Genomic DNA, 25,098 nt, shown 5'->3' with positions numbered 1-25,098 from the left:
CCTTACTCCGCAACGGACGGGAGCCCCGGGTCCGTGGTTCCCCCCTCCGCATTGCGGAGTTACAACGGGACGATGTCCGGTGCCCCCAGCCTCGCGGCGTCCGCCGTCTGGTCGTCCGGCTGGCGCTGCGATTCCCGCTCCGCCTGCACCCGCTTTTCGTAGTGTTCCACTTCCTTCTCGATCTGCTGCTTGTCCCACCCCAGTACCGGAGCCATCAACTCCGCGCACTCCCGCGCCGATCTCGTCCCCCGGTCGAAGGTCTCGATCGAGATCCGCGTCCGCCGCGTCAGTACGTCGTCGAGGTGCCGCGCGCCCTCGTGCGAGGCCGCGTAGACCACTTCGGCCCGGAGGTAGTCGTCGGCGCCCGTCAGCGGCTCCGCCAGCGACGGATCCGCCGCGATCAGCGACAGCAGTTCCTCCGTCAGCGAGCCGTACCGGTTCAACAGGTGCTCCACCCGCACCACGTGGAGCCCGGTCCGCGCCGCGATCCGCGCCCGCCCGTTCCAGAGGGCCCGGTACCCCTCCGCCCCGACCAGCGGCACGTCCTCCGTCACGCACTCCGCGACCCGCTGGTCCAGGCCGTGCACGGCCTCGTCCACCGCGTCCTTGGCCATCACCCGGTACGTCGTGTACTTGCCGCCCGCGACCACCACCAGCCCCGGCACCGGATGTGCCACCGTGTGCTCGCGCGAGAGCTTGCTCGTCGCGTCCGACTCCCCTGCCAGCAGTGGCCGCAGGCCGGCGTAGACCCCCTGGACGTCGTCCCGGGTGAGCGGTACCGCCAGCACCGTGTTCACGTGCTCCAGCAGGTAGTCGATGTCGGCGCTCGACGCCGCCGGATGCGCCTTGTCCAGGTCCCAGTCGGTGTCCGTGGTGCCCACGATCCAGTGCCGGCCCCACGGGATGACGAACAGCACGGACTTCTCCGTCCGCAGGATCAGCCCCGTCGAGGAGTGGATCCGGTCCTTCGGGACGACCAGGTGGATGCCCTTCGACGCCCGTACGTGGAACTGTCCGCGCTCCCCGATCAGCGCCTGGGTGTCGTCCGTCCACACCCCCGTCGCGTTGACGATCTGCTTCGCGCGGATCTCGTACTCCCCGCCGCCCTCCACGTCCTGGACCCGGGCGCCGACGACCCGCTCGCCCTCGCGCAGGAAGCCGACGACCCTCGCCCGGTTGGCGCACTGCGCCCCGTACGCGGCGGCCGTCCGCACCAGCGTCGCCACGTAGCGCGCGTCGTCCATCTGGGCGTCGTAGTACTGCAGGGCGCCCACCAGCGCGTCCTTGCGCAGTGCCGGAGCGATCCGCAGGGCGCGCTTGCGCGAGAGGTGGCGGTGCGTCGGCAGCCCGCGCCCGTGGCCGCTGGAGAGCGACATGGCGTCGTACAGGGCGACCCCGGAGCCCGCGTAGAACCGCTCCCATCCCTTGTGCTGCAACGGGTAGAGGAACGGCACCGGCTTCACCAGGTGCGGGGCGAGGCGCCCCAGCAGCAGGCCACGCTCCTTCAGCGCCTCCCGCACGAGGCCGAAGTCGAGCATCTCCAGGTATCTGAGCCCGCCGTGGATGAGCTTGCTGGAGCGGCTGGACGTGCCCGAAGCCCAGTCCCGCGCTTCCACCAGGCCGGTCGCCAGACCGCGGGTCACGGCGTCCAGGGCGGTCCCGGCCCCCACCACGCCCGCGCCGACCACCAGCACGTCCAGCTCCCGCTCGGCCATTGCGGCGAGCGCCTCGGCGCGCTGCGCCGGTCCGAGCACCCCCGCCCCGCCCCCCATTCCCCTTCCGAACCCCGCACCCGAGCCCGCTCCCGTACCCGACCCTGCGCCGTTCCCTGTCCCTGTCCCTGTCGTGCTCACAGCCGCCTGCCTCCCGTTACGCGGGCCGCCCTGCCCGCCCCGTGGGGTCATCCCACCCGTCGTGGGTGATCCCGCTCACATCGCCCGTTCACGATTCTGTCCGCCCGCACCCACATCAGCCACCGCCTGTGGATAACACGACGGCGACCGCCACCTCTGAATGCGACATATCTGTCATATATACGCCTAGTCTGACATTGCGCCAGCTCTCCGCATCCACAGGACTTGCGCGCTCCGCCCCCTCATGCATGTCAGGGAAGGGAAGGGACGGCACCCCCATGCCCGCAGATCTCGCCGTCATCGGACTCGGCCATCTCGGTCTCCCGCTCGCCCAGGCAGCCGTGGCCGCCGGGATCGAGACGGTCGGCTACGACAGCGGTCCGGCGACGGACTCCACCCTCACAGCCGCCGAGATCCGCCGCATGTCGGCGGCCGGCTTCCGGGTCACCACCAACCCCGTAGAACTCGGCCGGGTCCGCACCGCCGTCATCTGCGCCCCCACCCAGCTCGGCGCGGACCGTGCACTCGACCTGTCCGCGGTCGGCGAGGCGGGCCGTACGCTCGCCGCCCGGCTGCGCCCCCACACCACCGTGATCCTCGAATCGGCCGCCCACCCGGGCGTCACCGAGGAGTACCTGCGCCCGATCCTCGAATCGGGCTCCCGGCTGCGCGCCGGCCGGGACTTCCACCTGGCCTACTCCCCCAGCCGCCTCGACCCCGGCAACCGCACGCACGGCATCTCCAACACCCCCAAGGTCATCGGCGGCCTCACCCCCGCCTGCACCGAGTCGGCGCACGCCTTCTACGCCCGCCTCACCGACAAGGTGGTCCGCGCCCGCGGCCTGCGCGAGGCCGAGACCGTACAGCTCCTCGAAACGAACTACCGGCACGTCAACATCGCCCTCATGAACGAGATGGCGGTGCTGTGCCACGACCTCGGCGTGGACCTGTGGGACGTCATCCGGTGCGCCGAGACCAAGCCGTACGGGTTCCAGGCCTTCCGCCCCGGCCCCGGGGTCGGCGGCCACGGCGTCCCCCTCGACCCCAACTACCTCCCCCACACCACCCGCACCCCCGGCCACCCGCTGCGCATGATCGGCCTGGCGCAGGAGATCAACAACCGGATGCCGCAGTACGTCATCCAGCGCAGCGCCACCCTCCTCAACGAGCACGGCAAGTCCGCCCGCGGGGCCCGCGTCCTCCTCCTGGGCGTCACCTACAAGCCGGACCTCGCCGACCAGGAGGGCTCCCCGGCCCGCGAGATCGCCAGCCGCCTCCTCGACCTCGGGGCGCTGATCAGCTACCACGACCCGTACATCGGCGGATGGCGCGTCAGGGACCAGCCGGTTCCCCGCGCGGAATCGTTGTACGAGGCCGCCGCCAACGCCGACCTGACGATCCTGCTCCAGCACCACCGCACGTACGACCTCCAAGGGCTGGCGGTGAAGGCCCAGTTGCTGCTGGACACCCGCGGAGCCAGCCCGGTGGGCGCCGCGCACCGGCTGTAACCAGCCGCCGGTCACGGCCCACGACGGCCGAAATCCCCTCCTGGGACGCCGTAGGCGGCTGCTAGCCTGCGGCGACTTATCTCGCACATACGTCCCATGCACAGACATGCGGCTTTCCCGTGCGCCCGAAAATCCCTGGGGGGGATTTCTCCATGAGCCAGCAGATCCAGCCGCCCGCGCCCGAATCCGCGACGCCGCCGACCGCACCCGACGCCGTCCCCGCGCCCCCGGCTCCGGCCCAGGCCCAGGCCGGCTTCCCGGCCCAGTCCGGCGCCGACTTCCTGGCCCCGGCCCCGGTCCGCACCGGCAACGTGGGCCTCGGCATCGTCGCCGCGCTCGTCGCCGCCCTGGTCGCGGCCGGTGCGTACGGCGCCATCATGAACGCCCTGGAACGCCAGTTCAGCTACGCCGCGATCGGTGTCGGTCTGCTCGTCGGTTTCACCGCCGCCAAGGTCGGCGGCCGCAACCCGGTCCTGCCCGTGGTCGCGGCCGTGTTCTCGCTCGGTGCCGTCTACCTCGGTCAGCTGTTCTTCGTCGCGCTCTTCATCGCGAAGACGGCCGGCACCGGCCTGGGCGACGTCATCGACGCCATGGGCGTCAGCGGCATCAACTCCGCCTTCCAGGAGGGTGCCGACGCCATCGACTACCTCTTCATCCCCCTCGCCGGCGTCGTCGCGTTCAGCGTCGCCCGCAAGCTGAACTCCTGACGACCGGGGCGGTCCGCCGCTCCCACCCCGGCAGCCGAGCCCGGAACACCGGGCCGGCCTGCCGCCGTGCCGCCGTGCCGCCGTGCCGCCGTGCCGCCGTGCCGCAAGACGGTCCACCCGCGCCGCCGAGCGCGGCGAGTCCGCCCGCCGCACCCCCGCCGAGCAGCCACTCCCTTGATCGAAAGCCCGGACCGGAACCCTGTCGCCCACAGAGCGGCCGGTCATATGATCCGCGCGTGTCCGCTCACCCCCCGCTCGGCCGGCCCGTGTCCGAACCCGCCGACCGCATCCCCGCCCTCGCCGCCCTGCGCACCCACGTCCACCGCCAGGACTGGGCTGCCGTCGCCGCGGCCTTCGCCGCGCTCACCGACGAGGACGACCGCGCCGTCGCCTCCCGCGTGGTCGGCGACCAGCAGAACGCCGAGGCGTTCCTCAACCGGGCGATGGCCGAGGACCCCGGAGATCCGCTCGTACGGACCCTGCTCGCCGAGCGGCAGATCCGGATCGGCTGGGCCATCCGTACCGCCGCCTCCGCCCAGCACCTCACGGCCGCGCAGTTCCAGCAGTTCCACGGCTACCTGCGGCGCGCCGAGATGCTCCTCATCGACGTCTGCGCCGAGCACCCCCGGTACGCCCTCGCCTGGTACCTGCGCATCACCACCTCCCGCGGCCTCGTACTGGGCCTCGGCGAGACCCGGCGCCGTTACGAGCGGCTCGCCGAGCACCACCCGCACCACTACGCGGGCCAGCAGCAGCTCCTCCAGCAGCTCTGCCCCAAATGGGGCGGGACCTGGGAGGCCGCACACGGCTTCGCCGAGGAATGTTCCAGGTCCGCGCCCCCCGGCAGCCCGAACGGCGCCCTGGTGGCCGTCGCGCAGATGGAGCAGTACCTGGAATCGCACGGGAAGGGCGAACTGCGGGGCGCGGAGAGGTACCTCAACGCCCCCGAGAACCGTGCGCGCCTGATGGCGGCCGCCGAGCACTCCGTGTTCCACTCCGCCGCCCGGGCCGACGCGTACGTCCACACCGACGCCCACAACGCCTTCGCGGCCGCCCACAGCGCGGCCGTCCGACCCGCCGACGCGGCCCCGCACTTCCGGGTCCTCGGCGACAACGCGAGCGAGTTCCCGTGGGGGTACCTCGGCATCGGGGACCACACGGCCGAGTTCGCCCGCCACCGCGAGCACGCCCTGGCAAAGGGCTGAGGGATACGAAGATGACCACCGACACGGACGGCATCGTCACCACCACGGTGAACGGCATCCGCACCCTGCTGGCCCCCCGCCCCGGCCCCCTCACCGCCGGGCTGCTCTTCCGGGTCGGCAGCGCCGACGAGACCCTGGCCACCAGTGGCATCACGCACCTCGTCGAACACCTCGCCCTGCACCACCACGGCTTGGGCGACCTGCACTACAACGGCGCCACCGCCCCCACGTACACCCACTTCCACGTCACCGGCTCCCCCGCGGACATCACCGAGTACCTGAACGGCGTCTGCGCCGCCCTGCGCGACCTGCCCATGGACCGGCTGGAGACCGAGAAGGAGATCCTGCGCACCGAGGCCGCCGGCAAGAACAGCGGCCCGGCCCACTCCGCGGCCCTGTGGCGCTACGGGGCGAACTCCTACGGCCTCGTCGCCTACCCCGAGTTCGGCCTCTTCAAGATCACCGAGAGCGATGTGCGCGACTGGGCGCGGACCCGGTTCACCCGGGAGAACGCCGTCCTGTGGATCGCCGGCGACGCCGCCCTCGAAGGCGTCGAAGGAATAGAAGGCCTGGGCCTGGGCCTCGACCTCGGCCTCCCCTCCGGCGAGTGGCGCCCCGCGCCCGAGCCCACCTCCGCCCTGCCCAGGACCCCCGCCTACTTCCACGGCGAGGACGGCGGCGTCTGCCTGACCGCCGTGGTGCCCCGCTCCACCGGGGCGACCCTGTTCGCCGGGGTGCTGAGCAAGGAGCTCTTCCGCGAACTGCGCCAGAAGGGCGGTTACTCCTACACGGCGGCCGCCGACTACACCATGCGCGACGCCGATCACGCGACCGTCCTCGCGTACGCCGACTCGCTGCCCGAGAAGCAGGACGCCCTGGTCGGAGCCTTCGTGGACGTCCTCGCGAAGCTCCGCGCCGGCCGCATCGAGGAGTCCGACCTGGACTCCGTACGGGCCTCCGCGCTGGCCCGGTTCGAGGTCCCCGACCTCGCCGCGGCCTGGCTGCCCGGCCGCGCCGTGGACCTGCTGCTGGGCCGCCCCCACCTCAGCACCGCCGGGGCACGGGCGGAGATCGAGGCGGTCACCGCCGCGGACCTGCGGAAGGTGGCGCGCGCCGTCTGGGCGGACGCCCTGATGCAGGTGCCCGACCGGGCCGTGGACTGGGCGGGGCTGACGGCCGCACCCAGCCAGTCGGCGGAGCTCGTCACCGGACGGCGCCATCCGTCCGTGGAGGACGACGCGGTGTACCTCGTCGTGGGCACCGAGGGCATCAGCGGGGTCAGTGCGCACGGCAGGGCCACCGTCCGGTACGCCGACTGCGTGCTGCTGCGGACCTTCCCGGACGGAGGCCTGCAGCTGATCGGCCGCGACGGCATCGCGCTCACCGTCGAACCCACCCTCTACAGGATCCGCCGGTCCGACCTGTCCGTGGTGGACGCCTCCGTCCCGCCGTCGGCGGTGGTCGCGATGGAGCCCCGCGACCCCTCCCGGATCCCGCGGCCCGGCAAGCCGACCCTCGCCACGTCCTGGCGCAACCCGCGCTCCGGGCTGTTCACCGCCGCGATCTGGGGACTGGGCGTCCTCTCGGTGGCCCTGGCCGTCGTCACGTGGGTGCTCGCCTTCCGCGCGACCGACCGGTCCATCGCCCCGGGGGACCAGGACTGGCGTGCGGTCAAGGTCACCTGCCTGCTGACCGTGGCCTGCGCCGCCGCCTTCGTCACCCGACTGCGCCGCCGCGGAGGCCGGTCCGCCGCACGGGTCCGAGGGGCGTCGTGATCACCGAAACCACCGCCGACGGCGTCCGCACGCTCCTGGAGGGCAAGAACTGACCGGCCGGGCCCGCACGCGCCGGAGGGCCGGCACCCCTGACGGGATGCCGGCCCTCCGGCGTGCGTGCGTGCCCTGCGGGGGTACGTCAGCGGCTGTGCTGCGAGTCCGCGATCGTGACCTCGACCCGCTGGAACTCCTTGAGCTCGCTGTAGCCGGTGGTGGCCATCGAGCGGCGCAGCGCGCCGAAGATGTTCATCGAGCCGTCCGGGGTGTGCGACGGGCCGGTGAGGATCTCCTCGGTGGTGCCGACCGTACCGAGGTCGACCTTCTTGCCGCGCGGCACGTCCTCGTGGACGGCCTCCATGCCCCAGTGGTTGCCCTTGCCGGGCGCGTCCGTGGCACGGGCCAGCGGGGAGCCCATCATCACGGCGTCGGCGCCGCAGGCGACGGCCTTGGGGATGTCGCCGGACCAGCCGACGCCGCCGTCGGCGATGACGTGCACGTAGCGGCCGCCGGACTCGTCCATGTAGTCGCGGCGGGCCGCGGCCACGTCCGCGACGGCGGTGGCCATCGGGACCTGGATGCCGAGCACGTTGCGCGTGGTGTGCGCGGCGCCGCCGCCGAAGCCGACCAGGACGCCCGCGGCGCCGGTGCGCATCAGGTGCAGGGCCGCGGTGTAGGTGGCGCAGCCGCCCACGATGACCGGGACGTCGAGCTCGTAGATGAACTGCTTGAGGTTCAGCGGCTCGGCGGCGCCGGAGACGTGCTCCGCCGACACGGTGGTGCCGCGGATCACGAAGATGTCCACGCCCGCGTCGACGACGGCCTTGGAGAACTCGGCCGTGCGCTGCGGGGAGAGCGCGGCGGCGGTGACGACGCCGGAGTCGCGCACCTCCTTGATCCGCTGGCGGATCAGGTCCGCCTGGATCGGAGCGGAGTAGATCTCCTGGAGGCGACGGGTCGCGGTGGCCTCGTCCAGCTCCGCGATCTCGTCGAGCAGCGGCTGCGGGTCCTCGTACCGGGTCCACAGACCTTCGAGGTTCAGCACGCCGAGGCCGCCGAGCTCACCGATGCGGATGGCGGTCTGCGGGGAGACGACCGAGTCCATGGGAGCGGCCAGGAACGGGAGCTCGAAGCGGTAGGCGTCGATCTGCCAGGCGATCGAGACCTCCTTCGGGTCCCGGGTCCGGCGGCTGGGGACGATGGCGATGTCATCGAACGCGTACGCCCGGCGGCCGCGCTTGCCGCGCCCGATCTCGATCTCAGTCACGTGTGGTGGCCTTTCCTCTGGGTCTGCCCGTCCAGTATCCCCGAACCCCGGGGACTCGCGTTCCGGTGACCGCTGTACGGACGCACGCAGCGGGCACGGCGAAGGGGCGGACCCGTCCGGGCCCGCCCCTCCCTCACTGCTCCGATCAGCCCTTGCGGCTGTAGTTCGGTGCTTCCACCGTCATCTGGATGTCGTGCGGGTGGCTCTCCTTGAGACCCGCCGACGTGATGCGGACGAAGCGGCCGCGGTCCTGGAGCTCGGGAACCGTGCGGCCGCCGACGTAGAACATCGACTGGCGCAGGCCGCCGACGAGCTGGTGCACGACCGCGGAGAGCGGGCCGCGGTACGGGACCTGGCCCTCGATGCCCTCGGGGATGAGCTTGTCGTCGCCGCCCACGCCCTCCTGGAAGTAGCGGTCCTTGGAGAAGGACTTGCGGTCGCCGCGGGACTGCATCGCGCCGAGCGAGCCCATGCCGCGGTACGACTTGAACTGCTTGCCGTTGATGAAGAGCAGCTCGCCCGGGGACTCCTCGCAGCCCGCGAGCAGCGAGCCGAGCATCACCGTGTCGGCGCCCGCGACGAGGGCCTTCGCGATGTCGCCGGAGTACTGGAGGCCGCCGTCGCCGATGACCGGGACGCCGGCCGCCTTGGCGGCGAGCGAGGCCTCGTAGATCGCGGTGACCTGCGGGACGCCGATGCCGGCGACGACGCGGGTGGTGCAGATCGAGCCGGGGCCGACGCCGACCTTGATGCCGTCGCAGCCGGCGTCGATGAGGGCCTGGGCGCCGTCGCGGGTGGCGATGTTGCCGCCGATGACGTCGACCGTCGAGTTCGACTTGATCTTGGAGACCATGTCGCCGACGAGACGGGAGTGGCCGTGGGCGGTGTCGACGACGATGAAGTCGGCGCCCGCCTCGATCAGGGCCTGGGCACGCTCGTACGCGTCGCCCGCGACACCGACGGCCGCGCCGACGAGCAGCCGGCCGTCCTTGTCCTTGGCGGCGTTCGGGTACTTCTCGGCCTTGACGAAGTCCTTGACCGTGATGAGGCCCTTGAGGATGCCGGACTCGTCGACGAGCGGCAGCTTCTCGATCTTGTGGCGGCGCAGCAGCTCCATGGCGTCCACGCCGGTGATGCCGACCTTGCCCGTGACCAGCGGCATCGGGGTCATGACCTCGCGCACCTGGCGGCTGCGGTCCGACTCGAAGGCCATGTCGCGGTTGGTGACGATGCCGAGCAGCTTGCCGGCCGGGTCGGTGACCGGGACGCCGGAGATGCGGAACTTCGCGCAGAGCTCGTCGGCCTCGCGCAGCGTCGCGTCCGGGTGCACCGTGATCGGGTCCGTGACCATGCCGGACTCGGAGCGCTTGACCAGGTCGACCTGGTTGGCCTGGTCGACGATGGAGAGGTTTCGGTGCAGAACGCCGACGCCGCCCTGGCGGGCCATCGCGATGGCCATCCGGGCCTCGGTGACCTTGTCCATGGCGGCGGAGAGCAGCGGGACGTTCACACGGACGTTGCGCGAGATCAGGGAGGAGGTGTCGATCGCGTCCGGCGACATGTCCGAGGAGCCAGGAAGCAGCAGCACGTCGTCATACGTGAGGCCGAGTGTGGCGAATTTGTCGGGCACTCCGTCGGCGTTCACAGTCATGACACCTTCCCATATGGTCTTGCTCGGCGCGGATGTCCATGCTAACGGGATCCCGACGCGTCTCATTCCACGACCAAGGTCAAGGCCAAGTTTCGTTGTTTCCTACGAAAAAAGCCGGTCGTCCTACTGCTCGGCGAGCGCACGGAGCCGACTGAGCGCCCGGTGCTGGGCCACCCGTACCGCTCCGGGGGACATTCCGAGCATCTGGCCGGTCTCCTCCGCGGTCAGCCCGACCGCGACGCGCAGGACGAGGAGCTCGCGCTGGTTCTCCGGAAGGTTGGCCAGCAGCTTCTTCGCCCAGGCGGCGTCGCTGCTCAGCAGCGCGCGCTCCTCCGGGCCCAGCGAGTCGTCGGGGCGCTCCGGCATCTCGTCGGAGGGCACGGCCGTGCTGCCGGGGTGCCGCATGGCGGCCCGCTGCAGGTCGGCGACCTTGTGCGCGGCGATGGCGAAGACGAAGGCCTCGAAGGGGCGCCCGGTGTCCCGGTAGCGCGGCAGGGCCATCAGGACGGCGACGCAGACCTCCTGCGCGAGGTCCTCCACGAAGTGACGAGCGTCACCGGGAAGTCGCGAGAGGCGGGTTCTGCAATAGCGGATGGCGAGGGGGTGCACGAAGGCCAGGAGGTCGTGCGTGGCCTGCTCGTCGCCCTCGACGGCGCGGCGTACGAGCGCGGTGACGGTGCCGTCACCGCCGCCCCTGGCGGCCCCGGTGGAGCCGGTGGCCGCGGGGGATCCCTGGGCCTCGTCGTCGCGCATCAATCCATGGTGCCTTGGCGCCGGAGTATTCGTGGCACTGCGGCCCGTGTTGTGCATCGAAGCGTTATGCGGGGTGGGTGCACCGGAACTCATGCTCTGGCCCTCCCCTCCCGCTCGGCCGAATCGTCCCCGAGGCGACATCTCCAAGGATGCGCCACACCCTCAAGCATGCGGCATCGCGCACGAAGCGACACGTCCCCCGGATTGTGCCCCGCCAATCCCGGGTTCGCACCAGGGTTCGACGGGACGGAAGGCGGGACTTGTCCGACCCCGGCGGGCCGGGGCGCCGGCCCGGCACGTCGGCCGGGTGCGCGGGCCGCGGCGCCGCCGGCCGGTGAGGGCCGGCGGTCGTGCGGTCAGCGGACCAGGCCCCAGCGGAATCCGAGGGCCACGGCGTGCGCCCGGTCCGAGGCGCCGAGCTTCTTGAACAGCCGGCGGGCGTGCGTCTTGACCGTGTCCTCGGAGAGGAAGAGCTCGCGCCCGATCTCCGCGTTGGACCGGCCGTGGCTCATGCCCTCCAGCACCTGGATCTCGCGCGCGGTGAGCGTGGGCGCGGCGCCCATCTCTGCCGAGCGGAGCCGGCGCGGGGCCAGCCTCCAGGTCGGGTCGGCGAGGGCCTGGGTGACCGTGGCCCGCAGTTCGGCGCGCGAGGCGTCCTTGTGCAGGTAGCCCCGGGCACCGGCGGCGACCGCGAGGGCCACGCCGTCCAGGTCTTCGGCGACCGTCAGCATGATGATGCGGGCGCCGGGGTCGGCCGAGAGCAGCCGGCGAACCGTCTCCACACCGCCGAGTCCGGGCATCCGTACATCCATCAGAATCAGATCGGAACGGTCGGCACCCCAGCGGCGGAGGACTTCCTCGCCGTTGGCAGCCGTCGTCACACGCTCGACGCCGGGCACGGTGGCAACCGCGCGACGGAGCGCCTCTCGGGCAAGCGGGGAGTCGTCGCAGACGAGGACGGATGTCATGACCGCCCTCCGCAGCTGCTGATGCGCGTCACCTTGAGCCTCCAGGCTGGTACGTATCGTCACCTGTGCGGTCGATGCTCCCGGACACCTGTCCGAGAACTTCTTGGTTCAACCGCCTTCGCACTCTCAACGATGGTCACTCGAAAGAGTTACGGGTCGGACGGACACCTTCGGCACTCTACGTGAGGAAGCGAACACAAGGCGGGCACCGCTCTCCGCGTGTCCTCCAGATGACGGTATGCCCTATTTGGCGGCTTTCCTTCCGTTTGGCGCATGTCTGAGGCTAGATTCCCAATGAGTCATATTTACATCTACTACGACAGTAGGTGTGGAGACATGGACCGTATCCGCCTCAGTACCGGCACCAAGAGGACTACCAATGGCAGATTTCTCCCGCCTCCCCGGACCGAACGCCGACCTCTGGGACTGGCAGCTGCTGGCTGCCTGCCGCGGGGTCGACAGCTCCCTCTTCTTCCACCCGGAAGGCGAGCGGGGCGCGGCCAGGAGCGCGCGCGAGGCCTCGGCTAAAGAGGTCTGCATGCGATGCCCGGTGCGTTCTGAATGCGCCGCGCACGCACTCGCCGTCCGCGAGCCCTACGGGGTGTGGGGCGGCCTGACCGAGGACGAACGCGAAGAACTGATGGGCCGCGCACGCCATCGCCTGATCCCCGCGACCACCGCGATCCCGACCGCGATCGGGCCGATCGCTCCGCACTGAGCGGGTCACGGAACGCGCGAAGGAACGTTTCCTTCAACCCCGCGGCACGCACAGGCGCGCCGCCTCCGGCCCGGGTCGCCACCCGACCGGCCGTACCGCCGTACGGTCCTTCGCGTGGCGGCCCGATCCGGCCGCCCCTCAGCGCTGCGCGGCCCGCTCCAGCTCGGCCAGGGTCGCGGCCACCGCCGGCACCCGGGCCAGGTCCGGCAGGGTCAGCGCCACGACCTCCCGCTCCACGGCGGGTTCCACGACGAGAGTGCTCACGCCCTTGGCCCGTACGGACTCCACCGCGAGCTCGGGCAGCACCGCGACCCCGAGCCCGGCCCCGACCAGGCCGACCACGGCCGGGTAGTCGTCGGTGGCGAAATCGATGCGCGGGGTGAAGCCGACGGCCTCGCACACGTCCACCAGATGGCGGCGGCAGCGCGGACAGCCCGCGATCCAGGGGTCGTCGGCCAGCTCCGCCATGCCCACCTGCCCGGCCCCGGCCAGCCGGTGCCCGTCCGGGACCAGCCCGATGAGCCGGTCGGTCAGCAGCGGCCGGACCACGAGGTCCTCCCACTCGGCCGCCGACCCGGCGGCCCCGCCGTAGCGGAAGGCCAGCGCGAGATCGCAGTCGCCCTCGCGCAGCATCTCGACCGAGCGCGGCGGCTCGGCCTCCACCAGCGAGATCCGGGTGCCGGGGTGCGCCGCGCGCATCGCCGCCAGCGCGGTCGGCACCAGGGTGGAGCTGCCGCTCGGGAAGGAGACGAGCCGGACCCGGCCCGCGCGCAGTCCGGCGATGGCCGCGACCTCCTCCTCGGCCGCGGTCAGCCCGGCGAGGATGCCGGCGGCATGCCGGACCAGCGCCTCACCCGCCTGGGTGAGGCGCATTTCGCGCCCGGTGCGGATCAGCAGGGGGGTGCCCGCGGACTGTTCCAGCGCCTTCATCTGCTGGGAGACGGCCGGCTGGGTGCAGCCCAGCTCGCGGGCGGCGGCGGAGAAGGAACCGGTTCCGGCGACAGCGCGCAGAACTCGGAGATGACGTGCCTCGATCACTCTTCGAGCATAAGGGCTACTTTGATGGCGGAGCGAATTATCCCGTGACGCTTTGAGGCCGTTCGGCTAGCGTGGATCCATGCATCTCATCTCCGTGAACCTCGGTCGCGCGACGGCCGTCGAGTACACCGACGCGGAGGGCGGGCTGACCGGACACGGAAAGCTCCCCGCCCCCGGCCCCGTCCGCGTCTTCGCGCCGGGACCCAGGGGCCCCGGCGCGAGCGGGGTCGAGGGCGACGACGTCTGCGACCTGCGCCATCACGGCGGCGACCACCAGGCGGTGTACGCGTACGCACGCGAGGACCTGGACTGGTGGGGGCGCGAGCTGGAGCGCGAGATGCCCGGCGGGATCTTCGCCGAGAACTTCACCACCTCCGGCGTCGACGTGAACGGCGCGCTGCTCGGCGAGCGCTGGCGGGTCGGCCCCGACCTGGTCCTGGAGGTGGCCGCGGCCCGCATCCCGTGCCGGACCTTCCAGGGGGCGCTCGGGGAGCAGTCCTGGGTCAAGCGGTTCACCCAGGAGGCCCGGCCGGGCGCGTACCTGCGGGTGATCGAGGAGGGTTCCGTCTCCCCCGGCGACGCCGTCGAGGTGCTGCACCGACCGGACCACGAGGTGACGGTGGCGTTCTGGTTCCGCGCGTTCACCACCGAGCGGGAGCTGCTGCCGCGCGTCCTGGCGGCGGGCGACGCACTGGCCCCGTCGTCGCGGGACAAGGTCCTGGAGTACGTGCGCAAGCAGGGGCTGCGCGCCGGAAGCGACCCCGCGGGCGACTAGGTTGCGCCTATGACGACTGCGTTGATTACGGGATCCACGGCGGGCATCGGCGCCGCCTTCGCCCGGCGGCTCGCCGCCCAGGGGCACAACCTCGTCCTGGTGGCCCGGGACACGAAGCGGCTCGGCGAGCAGGCCACCGAACTGCACGACCGGCACGGCATCGAGGCCGAGGTGCTGGCCGCCGACCTCTCCACGGAGGAGGGCATCGTCGCCGTCGAGAAACGTCTCGGCGACCGCAAGCACCCGGTCGACCTGCTGGTCAACAACGCGGGCTTCGGCAACAAGGGCCGCTACCTCGAAGTGTCCATGGCCGACGAGCTGACCATGCTGAAGGTGCACGTCGAGGCCGTACTGCGGCTGACCTCGGCGGCGACGGAGCCGATGCGCTCGCGCGGACGCGGCGGCGTGATCAACGTGGCCTCGGTGGCCGCCTTCCTGCCGCGCGGAACCTACGGGGCCAGCAAGGCCTGGGTCGTGCAGTTCACGCAGGGCGCGGCGAAGGACCTGACCGGTTCGGGCGTGCGGCTGATGGCGCTGTGCCCCGGCTTCGTGCGGACCGAGTTCCACGAGCGCGCCGGCATGGGCACGGACAACATCCCCGGCTGGATGTGGCTCGACGCCGACAAGCTGGTGGCCTCGGCCCTGGCCGACCTGGCGCGGGGCAGGACCGTGTCGATCCCGGATCCCCGGTACAAGGCGCTGATGAGCGTGGTGAAGCTGACCCCGCGCGGGCTGCTGGGCGGGGTCTCCTCGCGTACGGGCCGCAAGTACGGCCCCCAGTGACCGCCCGGTGACCGGGCCGCAGCGGCCTTCCGGTAAACGCGGCATATGGGTGGATTCTCCCTAAACTGGATGTGTCCCATCCAGCGCGGGAGGCGACGCGATGACATTCGTACAAGTAATCGATTACGAGACCACGCGGTTCGACGAGATGAACGCCCTGATCGACCGCTGGGCCGAGCAGGCGAGCGGTCGGCGCACGGTCACCCACACGATGATCGGCAGGGACCGCGATTCCAAGACCCACTACGTCGACCTCGTCGAATTCCCCTCGTACGAAGAGGCCATGAGGAACTCCCACCTTCCGGAGACGGACAGGATGTTCCAGGAGATGGTGGCCCTGTGCGAGGGCATGCCGAAATTCATGAACCTCGAGGTCGTCCGCGACGAGTACCTCAACAAGCTGGTGGTGAACCGGTTCTTCGAGGAGGTCGCGGGCAAGGGCAACTTCGATGTGATCGAGGAGTGCATCGCGGCCGATTACGTCACCCACGACATCATGGACACCACGGGTGAGGGCAACGGCCGGGACGGCCTGCGCAAGACCGTCGGCATGTGGCGGGACGCCATCGACTTCAGCTTCGACATGACGCGCCAGATCGCCGAAGGGGACTGCGTCACGACGCTCTGGGACTTTCGGGGCACCCACAAGGGCGAGTTCATGGGGGTCGCACCGACCGGCAAGGAAGTCAGCATGTCGGGCTGTACGACCAGCCGCATCGAGAACGGCCAGATCGCCGAGGACTGGTGGTACTACGACGCCCCGGGCCTGATGCGCCAGATGGGGATGATGCAGTAGCACCCCGCCGGTCATACCGCAGGGAACGGGAAAAGCCCCGGCCGCCAAGGCGACCGGGGCTTTTTCAACCCACCTCTGACGAGGTCAGTGGCTGTGGCCGTGACCGTGGCCGTGACCGGCGTCGCCCTCGTCGTCCGCCGGCTTCTCGACGACCAGGGTCTCGGTCGTGAGCAGCAGGGAGGCGATGGAAGCGGCGTTCTCCAGCGCGGAACGGGTGACCTTGACCGGGTCGATGACGCCGGCCTTGACCAGGTCGCCGTACTCGCCGGTGGCGGCGTTGAAGCCCTGGCCCTTGTCGAGCTCGGCAACCTTCGCCGTGATGACGTAGCCCTCGAGGCCCGCGTTCTCGGCGATCCAGCGCAGCGGCTCGACGGCGGCGCGGCGCACGACCGCGACACCGGTGGCCTCGTCGCCGGTCAGACCGAGGTTGCCCTCGAGGACCTTGACGGCGTGGACGAGCGCGGAGCCACCGCCGGAGACGATGCCCTCCTCGACCGCGGCGCGGGTCGCCGAGATGGCGTCCTCGAGACGGTGCTTGCGCTCCTTGAGCTCCACCTCGGTGGCGGCGCCGACCTTGATGACGCAGACGCCGCCGGCGAGCTTCGCCAGGCGCTCCTGCAGCTTCTCGCGGTCCCAGTCCGAGTCGGTGGACTCGATCTCGGCCTTGATCTGGTTGACGCGGCCGAGGACGTCCTCGGACTTGCCGCCACCGTCGACGATGGTGGTGCCGTCCTTGGTGATGGTCACGCGGCGCGCGGAACCGAGTACGTCCAGACCGGCCTGGTCGAGCTTGAGGCCGACCTCCTCGGCGATGACGGTGGCACCGGTGAGGGTGGCCATGTCCTGGAGCATCGCCTTGCGGCGGTCACCGAAGCCGGGCGCCTTGACGGCGACGGCGTTGAAGGTGCCACGGATCTTGTTGACGACGAGGGTGGAGAGCGCCTCGCCCTCGACGTCCTCGGCGATGATCAGCAGCGGCTTGGTGCCACCGGCCTGGATGACCTTCTCGAGCAGCGGCAGGAGGTCCTGGATGGAGGAGATCTTGCCCTGGTTGATCAGGATGTACGGGTCGTCGAGGACGGCCTCCATACGCTCCTGGTCGGAGACCATGTACGGGGAGAGGTAGCCCTTGTCGAAGGCCATGCCCTCGGTGAACTCCAGCTCCACGCCGAAGGCGTTGGACTCCTCGACGGTGATGACACCGTCCTTGCCGACCTTGTCCATCGCCTCGGCGATGAGCTCGCCGATCTGGGTGTCCTGCGCGGAGAGCGAGGCCACGGCGGCGATGTCGGACTTGTCCTCGATCGGGCGGGCGGTCGCGAGGAGCTCCTCGGACACGGCCTTGACCGCGAGGTCGATGCCCTTCTTGAGGGCGGCCGGGGAGGCGCCCGCGGCGACGTTGCGCAGGCCCTCGCGGACCAGCGCCTGGGCCAGCACGGTGGCGGTGGTGGTGCCGTCACCCGCAACATCGTTGGTCTTGGTCGCCACCTCCTTCACGAGCTGCGCGCCCAGGTTCTCGTACGGGTCGTCCAGCTCGACCTCGCGGGCGATGGTGACACCGTCGTTGGTGATGGTGGGCGCACCGAACTTCTTGTCGATGACGACGTTGCGGCCCTTGGGGCCGATCGTCACCTTGACCGTGTCGGCAAGCTTGTTGACGCCGCGCTCGAGGGCGCGACGGGCGTCCTCGTCAAACTTAAGAATCTTCGGCATGGGAGCGGTTCAGCCCTCTCGTTGCGATCCCCGGCCGCTCACCGCGACCGCCTAACCCAGAACGAACTACGCCCCTCGCCGCCCGGCATCAGCAGGGGTGACCAGGGGCGTAGCTCAAAGCAAAACTGGAGAAGTGATTACTTCTCGACGATCGCGAGCACGTCGCGGGCCGAGAGGACGAGGTACTCCTCGCCGTTGTACTTCACTTCGGTGCCGCCGTACTTGGAGTACAGGACGACGTCGCCGACGGTGACGTCCAGCGGGAGACGCTGGCCGTCCTCGAAGCGACCCGGGCCCACGGCAAGGACGACGCCCTCCTGGGGCTTCTCCTTCGCGGTGTCCGGGATGACCAGGCCAGAGGCCGTGGTCTGCTCGGCGTCGAGCGGCTGGACCACAATGCGGTCCTCGAGCGGCTTGATGGCAACCTTGGAGCTGGTGGTCGTCACGATCTGACCTCCCCCTTCGGAGATCCGGGGTTAACTGTCTGAGGTGGCGACCAGGTCGATCCGTCGTCGCGGGAGCCGGACCTGCCTGTCGCTGTGTTGGCACTCACCAGGGGCGAGTGCCAGACGCGAGACTATTCCGGCGATTAGCACTCGGTCAAGCGGAGTGCCAATACACGCCGCTGGTTTCGCCGCCCGGGCCGCCCCGGAGCGCCCCGTAACCCCGCCCCCTCGGGGCGTCTTCGAGCCCCCGCTTCCCCTCCCCCGGCCGCGGCGGACCACGTCCCGCCGGGTCGTGGGGGTCCTGTATGTGAGGCTTGGGGCATGCGCATTCTGGTCGTCGAAGACGAAGTGGGGCTCGCCGAATCGCTGCGGCGCGGGCTCGCCGCCGACGGCCACTGGATCGACCTCGCCCACGACGGACACCGCGGCCTGGACCTCGCACTCACCGGCGGCCCGTACGACGCCGTCGTCCTGGACCTGATGCTCCCGGGCCTGTCGGGCTACGAGATCTGCAAGCGGATGCGCGCCCACGGCGACCCCACCCCCGTCCTGATCCTGACCGCCAAGGACGGCGAGTACGACGAGGCCGAAGGGCTCGACTCGGGCGCCGACGACTACCTCACGAAGCCGTTCTCCTTCGTCGTCCTCGCCGCCCGGCTGCGCGCGATCACCCGCCGCGCCGCCGGCCCCCCGCAGAGCGCCGTACTCCAAGCGGGCGACCTGGTCCTGGACCCGCGCGGCCGCCGCTGCCGCCGCGGCAAGCACGAGATCGAGCTGACCGCCCGTGAGCTCGGCGTCCTGGCCTGCCTGATGGAACAGCCCGGCCGGGCCGTCGCCAAGCAGGACATCCTCGACGAGGTCTGGGAAGGTCCGCACGGCATCGACCCGAACATCGTCGAGGTCTACGTCTCCTCCCTGCGCCGGAAGATCGACGTCCCCTTCGGCCGCCGCTCGATCCTCACCGTCCACGGCACCGGCTACCGGATGGCCCCGGACGGTGGATAGGCCGTTCCGGCGCCCCGGACGGCCGTCGCACCCCCGGCGGCCCCGCCCGCGCCTGGGCAGCCTGCGCGCCCGCGCCGCCGCGGCCGCCGCCCTCGCGATGGCCGCCGTCCTCGCCACCGGCGGGCTGTGGCTGTACACGGTGCTGCGCGCCAACCTCATCGAGAACACCACCGGCCGCACCGAGCTCGCCGCCCGCAAGGTCGCCTCCCAGCTCGACAGCGGGATCCTTCCGGCCGCCGGCCGGCTGCCCGCGCCGGAGGGCGGGGTGGACCTGGTCCTCGTACGGGACGCGAACGGCCGGACCATCGCCACCAGCGGGGACCTGAAGGACACCCCCGAACTCGGCGAGCTGCGTCCCGCCCCCGGCAGCGACTCCCGCTCGGCCGTGCTGGCGCCCGCGCGCCCCGGCGCGGAACGGCGCGCGGTGGTCGCCGTGGAGGCCCCTGGTCCGCGCGGGGCGCGCGATCCGCACACCGTGTACGCCATGACGGTCCTGGGCGACGTGGACGCGGCCGACCGGTCCGTCGCCCTGGGCCTGCTCGCCGGCGCGCCCCCGCTGATCGCCTTCTCGGCGGCCCTGGCCTGGTGGGTGACCGGCCAGGCGCTGCGCCCGGTGGCCGCGATCCGCACCGAGCTGGCCGCGGTCACCGCCAGCGAGCTCGACCGCCGGGTCCCGGACCCGGGCGGGGCCGACGAGATCGCGCAGCTGGCCCGGACCGTCAACGCCACCCTGGACCGGCTGGAGCGCAGCGACGCCCGGCAGCGGCAGTTCACCGCCGACGCCTCGCACGAGCTGCGCAACCCCCTGGCGGCCGTCCGGTCCCGGCTGGAGGTGGCGCTGCGGGATCCCGACCGGGAGTCGGTGGCGGCCGCGCTGGCCGATACCGAGCGGCTCCAGGGCATCGCGGCCGATCTGCTCCTGCTGGCCCGGCTCGACGGCGGACCCGCGCCGCGCACCGAGCCCGTGGACCTCGCGCTGCTGGCCGCCGAGGCCGTGGCGCGGCGCCCGGATCCCCGGGTCGCGCTACGGCTGGACGCGCGGGCCCCCGTACCGGCTGCCGGGGATCCGGCGCGGCTGGAGCGGGCGCTGGCCAATCTCGTGGACAACGCCCTGCGGTACGCCCGGACCGGGGTCACCGTCCGGGCGTCGGCGAGCGGCGACGGCTGGGCGCTGCTGGAGGTCGCGGACGACGGGCCGGGCATCCCGGAGGCGGACCGGGACCGGGTCTTCGAGCGCTTCGTGCGGCTGGACGCGGACCGGGGCCGGGCCAGCGGCGGCACCGGCCTGGGCCTGGCCATCGCCCGGGAGATCGCGCGGGCGCACGGCGGCGACCTGCGCGCGCTCCCCGCGGCCGCCGGAGCCACCGGCGCGCGGCTGGTGCTGCGCTTGCCCCAGTCGGCCCCGCCCTCATTCAGCCCCGGCAGGGGGTCCCCCCGGACGAAGTCTGGGGGAGTTTGAGGCGCGGGGGCCCGGGGGCAGCGCCCCCGGCAACGGCGCCGCACCCGCCCCCCGGCACCAGCCCCTGAAAGCGGCTTCAGGACCCTCAGGTTTCCTTCAGCACCGCTGCATCAGCATCGACATCCATGAGTGCGCACCGCAGGAAGCCCCAGGAACCGCAGGCCCCCGCGACCCGGCGCCGCAGGCCCTCGCGCCGGACCCGGCTCACCCGGACCGTGCTGGCGGGAGCCTGCGCGCTGGTGGTGCTCATGGGCTGCACCGCCTGGTACCTGTACCACGACCTCGTCTCCACCATCGGCAGCTCCAAGGCCCTGGAGGGGGCCGAGAAGTCGAAGTACGGAGATGTGAACATCCTCCTGATGGGCCTGGACAGCCGCCGCGACCAGAACGGCGAGCCGCTGCCCGAGGACGTCCTGGACAAGCTGCACGCGGGCAGTTCCGACATCGGCGGCTACAACACCAACACCCTGATCCTGCTCCACGTACCCGGCGACGGGGGCAAGGCGAAGGCCTTCTCGGTGCCGCGCGACGACTTCGTCGAGATGCACGGCGTGCCCGGGTTCACCGGCAAGGCCAAGATCAAGGAGGCCTACGGGCGGGCGAAGGCCAAGCACGAGGAGCAGCTCGCCACCCAGGGGGTCAAGGACCGGCGGCAGCTGGAGCACGAGGGGCGCGAGGCGGGGCGCAAGGCCGAGCTCGACACGGTCCGCGCCTTCCTCGGCGTCCCGATCGACCACTTCGCCGAGCTGAACCTGGCCGGTTTCTACCACCTGGCGAGCGCCCTGGACGGCGTACCGGTGTGTCTGAAGCACCCCGTGAAGGACAGTTTCTCGGGCGCCGACTTCCCGGCGGGGCGCCAGAGCCTCGACGGTCAGCAGTCGCTGGCCTTCGTGCGGCAGCGGCACGGCCTGACCATGGGCGATCTGGACCGCACGAAGCGGCAGCAGGCCTTTCTGGCGGGTGCGACGTACAAGCTGAACCAGGCGGGGACCTTCACCGACCCGGTGAAATTGATCAAGTTGATCGACACCGCGAAACAGGACGTCGTCACCGATCAGGGGTGGGACCTGCTGTCGTTCGTGAAGCAGGCGAAGAACCTGTCGGGGGGCAACGTGGAGTTTGTGACCCTTCCCATCGAAGGCTTCGACAGGAACCATGGCGCCGAGATAAACGTCGTAGACGATATGAAGATAAAGCGACTCATTGCCGAGCAGATCGGGCCCAAGGCCGCTGCGAGCCCGAGCGCACCGGGCGCCGCTCCCTCCTCGGCAGGGTCGCCCGCCCCGGGGGCCTCCCCCTCCCCCGCCCCGTCCCAGACGAGCAGCGGAACCCCCGCCATCGATGGCGGCGGCGTCCCGTGCGTGGACTGAAACCCCTGACGACGGCGGGCGCGCGGCGCCGCACCGAAGCGCTGCTGCTCGTCCTGGTCGTCGTCATCGCCGTGTCCGGCCACGCCAGCGCGGGGCTGGCGATGAACGACGCGCTGCCGCCCAACCTCACCGGCTTCACGATCAGCATGTCGCTGCTCGCGCTGGTGGGGCACCTGGCCGTGCGCCGGTTCGCCGCGTACGCGGATCCGCTGATCTTCCCGCTCGCCATGCTGCTGACGGGGCTGGGGCTGGTGCTGCTGCACCGGCTCGACCAGGGGTACATCGAGCGGTACAAGTCGACGGCGAACGCGCCCGGCCAGCTGCTCTGGTCGGTGGTCGGCGTCGCCGCGTGCATCCTCGTGCTGTGGGTCCTGCGCGACCACCGGCTGCTCCAGCGGTTCATCTACATCACGATGGCCGTCGCACTGGTGGCGCTGATCGCGCCGGCGTTCTTCGGCGCGGACACCTACGGGGCGAAGCGCTGGATCCGGCTCGGCGCGCTCTCGGTCCAGCCCGGCGAGTTCGTGAAGATCATGATCGCCGTCTTCTTCGCGGGCTACCTGGTCATCCACCGCGACGCGCTGGCCCTGTCGGGCCGCAAGTTCCTGGGCATGCGCCTGCCCCCGATGCGCCAGCTCGGACCGATCGTCACGGTGTGGATCATCTCGCTGCTCGTGCTGGTCTTCGAGCGCGACCTCGGTACCTCGCTGATCTTCTTCGGCGTCTTCGTGGTGATGCTCTACGTGGCCACGGAGCGCACCAGCTGGATCGTCTGCGGTCTGCTCATGGCCTCGGTGGGCGCCTTCGTCGTGGGCTCCACGGAACCGCACGTCAAGGGCCGCGTGGCCGCCTGGCTGAACCCGCTGTCGTACTACTGGAAGGACCGGCCGCCGGGGGTCATCTCCGACCAGTCGGCGCAGGCGCTGTTCAGCTTCGGCACCGGCGGCATCTCGGGCACGGGGCTCGGCATGGGCAATCCGGAGCTGATCAAGTTCGCCGGCCGCAGCGACTTCATCCTCACCACGGTCGGCGAGGAACTGGGCCTGGCCGGTGTCATGGCCGTCCTGATCCTCTACGCGCTCCTCGTGCAGCGGGGGCTGCGGATGGCCCTGGGCGCCCGCGACCCGTTCGGCAAGCTCCTCGCCGTGGGCCTCTCCTCCGCGCTGGCCCTTCAGGTCTTCGTGGTGGCGGGCGGGGTCACGGGCCTGATCCCCCTGACGGGCAAGGCCCTGCCCTTCCTGGCGGCGGGCGGCTCGTCGCTCCTGGCCAACTGGGTCATGATCGCCCTGCTGCTACGGATCTCCGACAGCGCGGAACGCCAGCGCGAGGCGGATGCCAGGGGCCCGGTGGAAACGACGATCACCCCGGCGGTGTCGGGTCCGGGCCCCACGGGTTCCTGGCGCGGCCGAAGAACGGCCTAGAGGTAGTCCTCCAGGCGCCCGATCCGGTAGCCCTGCTCCTGTATCCGCTGGAGCATCCGCGTGGTCATCTCGATCTCCGTCGTGCCCTTGAGCTCGGCGGGGCCGCGGAAGTGGGCCAGGATGATGTCGCCCGGTTTGAGGGCGGAGCCCTCGGCGTACTGGAAGTTGTTGATCTGCATCGACACGCGCCACAGGAGGAGCTGCGATATCCCGCACTCGTTCGCGGCCCTGAGGGTGTCGTCGTTGTAGTTGCCGTACGGCGGGCGGAAGCGGGTCGGCTTGGTGCCGAACCGCTTCTCCAGACGCTCCTGCTGACCGCATATCTCCTTCTTCTGTGCCGCGAAGGAGAGGGTCTTGAGGTTCGGGTGCGTCAGCGTGTGGTTGTTTATCGTGCTGTTGGATCCGTTGTCGCGGAGCTTCTCGAAGTGGCCGTAGTCCGACGAGGCGATGTTGTCCGTCAGGAACATGCTGATCGGCAGCTTCAGATCGGCCGCCATCTTCAGGAACTCGGGGTTCTTCTCCGCGCCGTCGTCGAACGTCAGGAAGACGACCTTGTCGTCCGCCGGGACGGGTATTCGGTCGATGACCTGGACCCGGCCCGGCTTGGCGGGCGGGATCTGGGGTTTGACGGCGGGCTTGGGGGCGTACTGGACGGGGGCGTTCAGGCCCCACTTCCGGTACGCCTCGTCACCCGCGACCGCCGAGCCCGCCGTCCCCGAGGGGGAGGCCGGGGCGGAGGGCGACGGGGAGGTCCTTTCCTCCGTCGCCTTGCGGCCCATTCGTTCGATGGGGTCCACGCTGTCCCCGCACCCCGTCAGGGACAGCGCGAGCGCGCCGGCCGCCAGCGTTCCGGCTACCAACCGGCGCGCGTACCTCACAAGTAGTCCTCCAAGCGGGCCACGGCATACCCCTTGTCCGTGACGGTCTTCATGACATGACGGATCATGTCAGTCATGCTGCCCTTCCAGTCTTCCTTGCCCCGGAAGTGCGTGAGGATGATGTCACCGGGGTGCAGGTCGCGGTCCCACTCGCGCCAGTCCATCCGGTCCGGGAAGGCCTCCTCGTTCCAGAGGGGGACGTGCTTGATCCCGCAGGACTTGGCCGCGCGCAGCGTGTCCTCGTTGTAGTTGCCGTACGGCGGGCGGAACAGGGTGGGCCGCTTGCCGAACTGCTTCTCGATCGTGTCCTGCTGACCGCAGATCTCCTGACGCTGCTTCTCGTAGGAGAGCGCCGGCATGTAGCGGTGGTTGAGCGTGTGGTTGTTCAGGGTGACGCCCGCGTCCTGCATCTGCTTGAAGTACGGGTAGTTGTCCCGCACCAGGTAGTCGCTCAGGAACGCGGTGTACGGGAGCTTGAGCTCCTGCATCATCTTCAGGAACTCGGGGTCCTTCTCGGCACCGTCGTCGATCGTCAGGAAGACGACCTTCTCCTCCGTGGGGACGGTGGTGAAGACCGGCGGCAGGCTGTCGCCGTCCTCGACCTCGAAGCCCTTGCGGGTGGTGATCTCGGGCTTCTCCTTGGGCACGGCCGGGGCCATCAGCGGCGGCTTGGCCAGCCCCCACCGTTTGGCGGCGACGGCCCGCGCCTGCTGGGCGGCCTTCAGCTTCTCGGCGTAGTTGCCGAGCGCACCGGCGGCGCCGGGCCCCTCGGCGCCGGCGGCTGCCTTCGCCTTGGCGGCCTTGTCCGGCGCTGCGGAGCCGCTGGATCCGCACCCCGTCGCCAAGCCGGCGACCAGCAGTGCGGCCATGGCGGCCATCCCCAACCGGCCTCGCGCAACTGCCGCGATCCGGTGACCCTGTTGCGTCTTATGTTCCTTTTGTCGGACTAGCTGCATAGCTGGGCATCTTTGCACCTGTCACGCACCCGCCCCTGTCGACACCTCGGCGGGAA

Annotated in this window: 22 protein-coding genes; 12 read left to right on the top strand and 10 right to left on the bottom strand. The window is 71.0% G+C overall.

Annotation, left to right across the window (positions count from 1 at the left end; genetic code table 11):
• Positions 1-59: 59 nt before the first annotated feature.
• Positions 60-1,772: a glycerol-3-phosphate dehydrogenase/oxidase gene (locus tag OG490_RS22760; RefSeq protein ID WP_443065855.1), complete on the bottom strand. Its 1,713-nt coding sequence runs from the start codon at positions 1,770-1,772 to the stop codon at positions 60-62.
• 359 nt (positions 1,773-2,131) lie between these two features.
• On the opposite strand from OG490_RS22760, the gene OG490_RS22755 reads away from it, so the two are divergent.
• The 4 genes from OG490_RS22755 to OG490_RS22740 all read left to right on the top strand — a co-directional run bounded on the left by OG490_RS22755 (position 2,132) and on the right by OG490_RS22740 (position 7,048).
• Positions 2,132-3,361 carry a nucleotide sugar dehydrogenase gene (locus OG490_RS22755; RefSeq protein ID WP_330298123.1) on the top strand — a complete coding sequence of 410 codons (1,230 nt, stop codon included), beginning with the start codon at positions 2,132-2,134 and terminating at the stop codon, positions 3,359-3,361.
• 152 nt (positions 3,362-3,513) lie between these two features.
• Positions 3,514-4,068 (top strand): hypothetical protein, encoded by a 555-nt coding sequence (locus OG490_RS22750; protein WP_330298122.1) that lies wholly within the window; start codon positions 3,514-3,516, stop codon positions 4,066-4,068.
• Positions 4,069-4,304: 236 nt separating this feature from the next.
• Positions 4,305-5,273 carry a hypothetical protein gene (locus tag OG490_RS22745; protein ID WP_330298121.1) on the top strand — a complete coding sequence of 323 codons (969 nt, stop codon included), beginning with the start codon at positions 4,305-4,307 and terminating at the stop codon, positions 5,271-5,273.
• Positions 5,274-5,284: 11 nt separating this feature from the next.
• On the top strand, positions 5,285-7,048 hold the full coding sequence (locus OG490_RS22740) for a M16 family metallopeptidase (protein ID WP_330298120.1): 1,764 nt from the start codon (positions 5,285-5,287) through the stop codon (positions 7,046-7,048).
• 139 nt (positions 7,049-7,187) lie between these two features.
• Here the strand turns inward: OG490_RS22740 and OG490_RS22735 are convergent, their stop codons facing one another.
• From OG490_RS22735 to OG490_RS22720, 4 genes are all read right to left on the bottom strand, one after another.
• On the bottom strand, positions 7,188-8,312 hold the full coding sequence (locus OG490_RS22735; protein WP_330298119.1) for a GuaB3 family IMP dehydrogenase-related protein: 1,125 nt from the start codon (positions 8,310-8,312) through the stop codon (positions 7,188-7,190).
• A 145-nt stretch (positions 8,313-8,457) separates the two neighbouring features.
• Positions 8,458-9,963: an IMP dehydrogenase gene (gene guaB / locus OG490_RS22730; protein WP_330298118.1), complete on the bottom strand. Its 1,506-nt coding sequence runs from the start codon at positions 9,961-9,963 to the stop codon at positions 8,458-8,460.
• A 123-nt stretch (positions 9,964-10,086) separates the two neighbouring features.
• Positions 10,087-10,716 carry a sigma-70 family RNA polymerase sigma factor gene (locus OG490_RS22725; protein WP_330298117.1) on the bottom strand — a complete coding sequence of 210 codons (630 nt, stop codon included), beginning with the start codon at positions 10,714-10,716 and terminating at the stop codon, positions 10,087-10,089.
• Between the two features lie 356 nt (positions 10,717-11,072).
• Positions 11,073-11,684 (bottom strand): response regulator transcription factor, encoded by a 612-nt coding sequence (locus OG490_RS22720; RefSeq protein ID WP_003948568.1) that lies wholly within the window; start codon positions 11,682-11,684, stop codon positions 11,073-11,075.
• Between the two features lie 379 nt (positions 11,685-12,063).
• On the opposite strand from OG490_RS22720, the gene OG490_RS22715 reads away from it, so the two are divergent.
• On the top strand, positions 12,064-12,402 hold the full coding sequence (locus tag OG490_RS22715; protein WP_330298116.1) for a WhiB family transcriptional regulator: 339 nt from the start codon (positions 12,064-12,066) through the stop codon (positions 12,400-12,402).
• A 138-nt stretch (positions 12,403-12,540) separates the two neighbouring features.
• Here the strand turns inward: OG490_RS22715 and OG490_RS22710 are convergent, their stop codons facing one another.
• Positions 12,541-13,440 carry a LysR family transcriptional regulator gene (locus OG490_RS22710; protein WP_330298115.1) on the bottom strand — a complete coding sequence of 300 codons (900 nt, stop codon included), beginning with the start codon at positions 13,438-13,440 and terminating at the stop codon, positions 12,541-12,543.
• Between the two features lie 79 nt (positions 13,441-13,519).
• On the opposite strand from OG490_RS22710, the gene OG490_RS22705 reads away from it, so the two are divergent.
• From OG490_RS22705 to OG490_RS22695, 3 genes are all read left to right on the top strand, one after another.
• A complete protein-coding gene (locus tag OG490_RS22705; RefSeq protein ID WP_330298114.1) occupies positions 13,520-14,215 on the top strand; it encodes an MOSC domain-containing protein in 696 nt (231 codons plus the stop codon).
• 9 nt (positions 14,216-14,224) lie between these two features.
• On the top strand, positions 14,225-14,998 hold the full coding sequence (locus OG490_RS22700) for an SDR family NAD(P)-dependent oxidoreductase (protein WP_330298113.1): 774 nt from the start codon (positions 14,225-14,227) through the stop codon (positions 14,996-14,998).
• 100 nt (positions 14,999-15,098) lie between these two features.
• A complete protein-coding gene (locus OG490_RS22695) occupies positions 15,099-15,794 on the top strand; it encodes an ester cyclase (protein ID WP_330298112.1) in 696 nt (231 codons plus the stop codon).
• Positions 15,795-15,878: 84 nt separating this feature from the next.
• Here OG490_RS22695 and groL read toward each other — a convergent pair whose 3' ends face one another.
• Together groL and groES are read right to left on the bottom strand one after the other, a co-directional pair.
• Complete coding sequence (groL, locus tag OG490_RS22690; RefSeq protein WP_330298111.1) at positions 15,879-17,507, bottom strand: chaperonin GroEL; 1,629 nt, start codon at positions 17,505-17,507, stop codon at positions 15,879-15,881.
• 137 nt (positions 17,508-17,644) lie between these two features.
• A complete protein-coding gene (gene groES / locus OG490_RS22685; protein WP_008739621.1) occupies positions 17,645-17,953 on the bottom strand; it encodes a co-chaperone GroES in 309 nt (102 codons plus the stop codon).
• 321 nt (positions 17,954-18,274) lie between these two features.
• On the opposite strand from groES, the gene OG490_RS22680 reads away from it, so the two are divergent.
• From OG490_RS22680 to OG490_RS22665, 4 genes are all read left to right on the top strand, one after another.
• Positions 18,275-18,958 (top strand): response regulator transcription factor, encoded by a 684-nt coding sequence (locus tag OG490_RS22680; RefSeq protein WP_330298110.1) that lies wholly within the window; start codon positions 18,275-18,277, stop codon positions 18,956-18,958.
• Positions 18,951-20,417, top strand: a complete 1,467-nt coding sequence (locus OG490_RS22675; RefSeq protein WP_330298109.1) for a sensor histidine kinase — start codon at positions 18,951-18,953, stop codon at positions 20,415-20,417. Before OG490_RS22680 ends, OG490_RS22675 begins: the two co-directional genes overlap by 8 nt.
• Before the next feature lie 125 nt (positions 20,418-20,542).
• Complete coding sequence (locus OG490_RS22670; protein ID WP_330298108.1) at positions 20,543-21,787, top strand: LCP family protein; 1,245 nt, start codon at positions 20,543-20,545, stop codon at positions 21,785-21,787.
• Positions 21,775-23,208 carry an FtsW/RodA/SpoVE family cell cycle protein gene (locus OG490_RS22665; RefSeq protein WP_330298107.1) on the top strand — a complete coding sequence of 478 codons (1,434 nt, stop codon included), beginning with the start codon at positions 21,775-21,777 and terminating at the stop codon, positions 23,206-23,208. The genes OG490_RS22670 and OG490_RS22665 overlap by 13 nt, the downstream gene beginning before the upstream one ends.
• Here the strand turns inward: OG490_RS22665 and OG490_RS22660 are convergent.
• Both OG490_RS22660 and OG490_RS22655 read right to left on the bottom strand, forming a co-directional pair.
• Complete coding sequence (locus OG490_RS22660) at positions 23,205-24,086, bottom strand: polysaccharide deacetylase family protein (protein WP_330298106.1); 882 nt, start codon at positions 24,084-24,086, stop codon at positions 23,205-23,207. The two genes, OG490_RS22665 and OG490_RS22660, sit on opposite strands and share 4 nt — an antisense overlap.
• Positions 24,083-25,042 carry a polysaccharide deacetylase family protein gene (locus tag OG490_RS22655; RefSeq protein WP_443065854.1) on the bottom strand — a complete coding sequence of 320 codons (960 nt, stop codon included), beginning with the start codon at positions 25,040-25,042 and terminating at the stop codon, positions 24,083-24,085. The genes OG490_RS22660 and OG490_RS22655 overlap by 4 nt, the downstream gene beginning before the upstream one ends.
• Between the last annotated feature and the right edge of the window lie 56 nt (positions 25,043-25,098).

This window comes from Streptomyces sp. NBC_00503, assembly GCF_036346895.1.
GTDB lineage: Bacteria > Actinomycetota > Actinomycetes > Streptomycetales > Streptomycetaceae > Streptomyces.
Note: the sequence above shows the minus strand (reverse complement) of the source record. Positions and strands in the feature narration are given on the sequence as shown.

What these genes read in the sequence shown, in the direction of transcription:
- OG490_RS22680 (WP_330298110.1), top strand. Translation starts at nt 18,275, where the DNA reads ATGCGCATTCTGGTCGTCGAAGACGAAGTGGGGCTCGCCGAATCGCTG.
- OG490_RS22705 (WP_330298114.1), top strand. Translation starts at nt 13,520, where the DNA reads ATGCATCTCATCTCCGTGAACCTCGGTCGCGCGACGGCCGTCGAGTAC.
- OG490_RS22750 (WP_330298122.1), top strand. Translation starts at nt 3,514, where the DNA reads ATGAGCCAGCAGATCCAGCCGCCCGCGCCCGAATCCGCGACGCCGCCG.
- groL (WP_330298111.1), bottom strand. Translation starts at nt 17,507, where the DNA reads ATGCCGAAGATTCTTAAGTTTGACGAGGACGCCCGTCGCGCCCTCGAG.
- OG490_RS22720 (WP_003948568.1), bottom strand. Translation starts at nt 11,684, where the DNA reads ATGACATCCGTCCTCGTCTGCGACGACTCCCCGCTTGCCCGAGAGGCG.
- OG490_RS22700 (WP_330298113.1), top strand. Translation starts at nt 14,225, where the DNA reads ATGACGACTGCGTTGATTACGGGATCCACGGCGGGCATCGGCGCCGCC.
- OG490_RS22760 (WP_443065855.1), bottom strand. Translation starts at nt 1,772, where the DNA reads ATGGGGGGCGGGGCGGGGGTGCTCGGACCGGCGCAGCGCGCCGAGGCG.
- OG490_RS22655 (WP_443065854.1), bottom strand. Translation starts at nt 25,042, where the DNA reads ATGCAGCTAGTCCGACAAAAGGAACATAAGACGCAACAGGGTCACCGG.
- OG490_RS22755 (WP_330298123.1), top strand. Translation starts at nt 2,132, where the DNA reads ATGCCCGCAGATCTCGCCGTCATCGGACTCGGCCATCTCGGTCTCCCG.
- OG490_RS22715 (WP_330298116.1), top strand. Translation starts at nt 12,064, where the DNA reads ATGGCAGATTTCTCCCGCCTCCCCGGACCGAACGCCGACCTCTGGGAC.
- OG490_RS22725 (WP_330298117.1), bottom strand. Translation starts at nt 10,716, where the DNA reads ATGCGCGACGACGAGGCCCAGGGATCCCCCGCGGCCACCGGCTCCACC.
- guaB (WP_330298118.1), bottom strand. Translation starts at nt 9,963, where the DNA reads ATGACTGTGAACGCCGACGGAGTGCCCGACAAATTCGCCACACTCGGC.
- OG490_RS22670 (WP_330298108.1), top strand. Translation starts at nt 20,543, where the DNA reads ATGAGTGCGCACCGCAGGAAGCCCCAGGAACCGCAGGCCCCCGCGACC.
- OG490_RS22695 (WP_330298112.1), top strand. Translation starts at nt 15,099, where the DNA reads ATGACATTCGTACAAGTAATCGATTACGAGACCACGCGGTTCGACGAG.
- OG490_RS22740 (WP_330298120.1), top strand. Translation starts at nt 5,285, where the DNA reads ATGACCACCGACACGGACGGCATCGTCACCACCACGGTGAACGGCATC.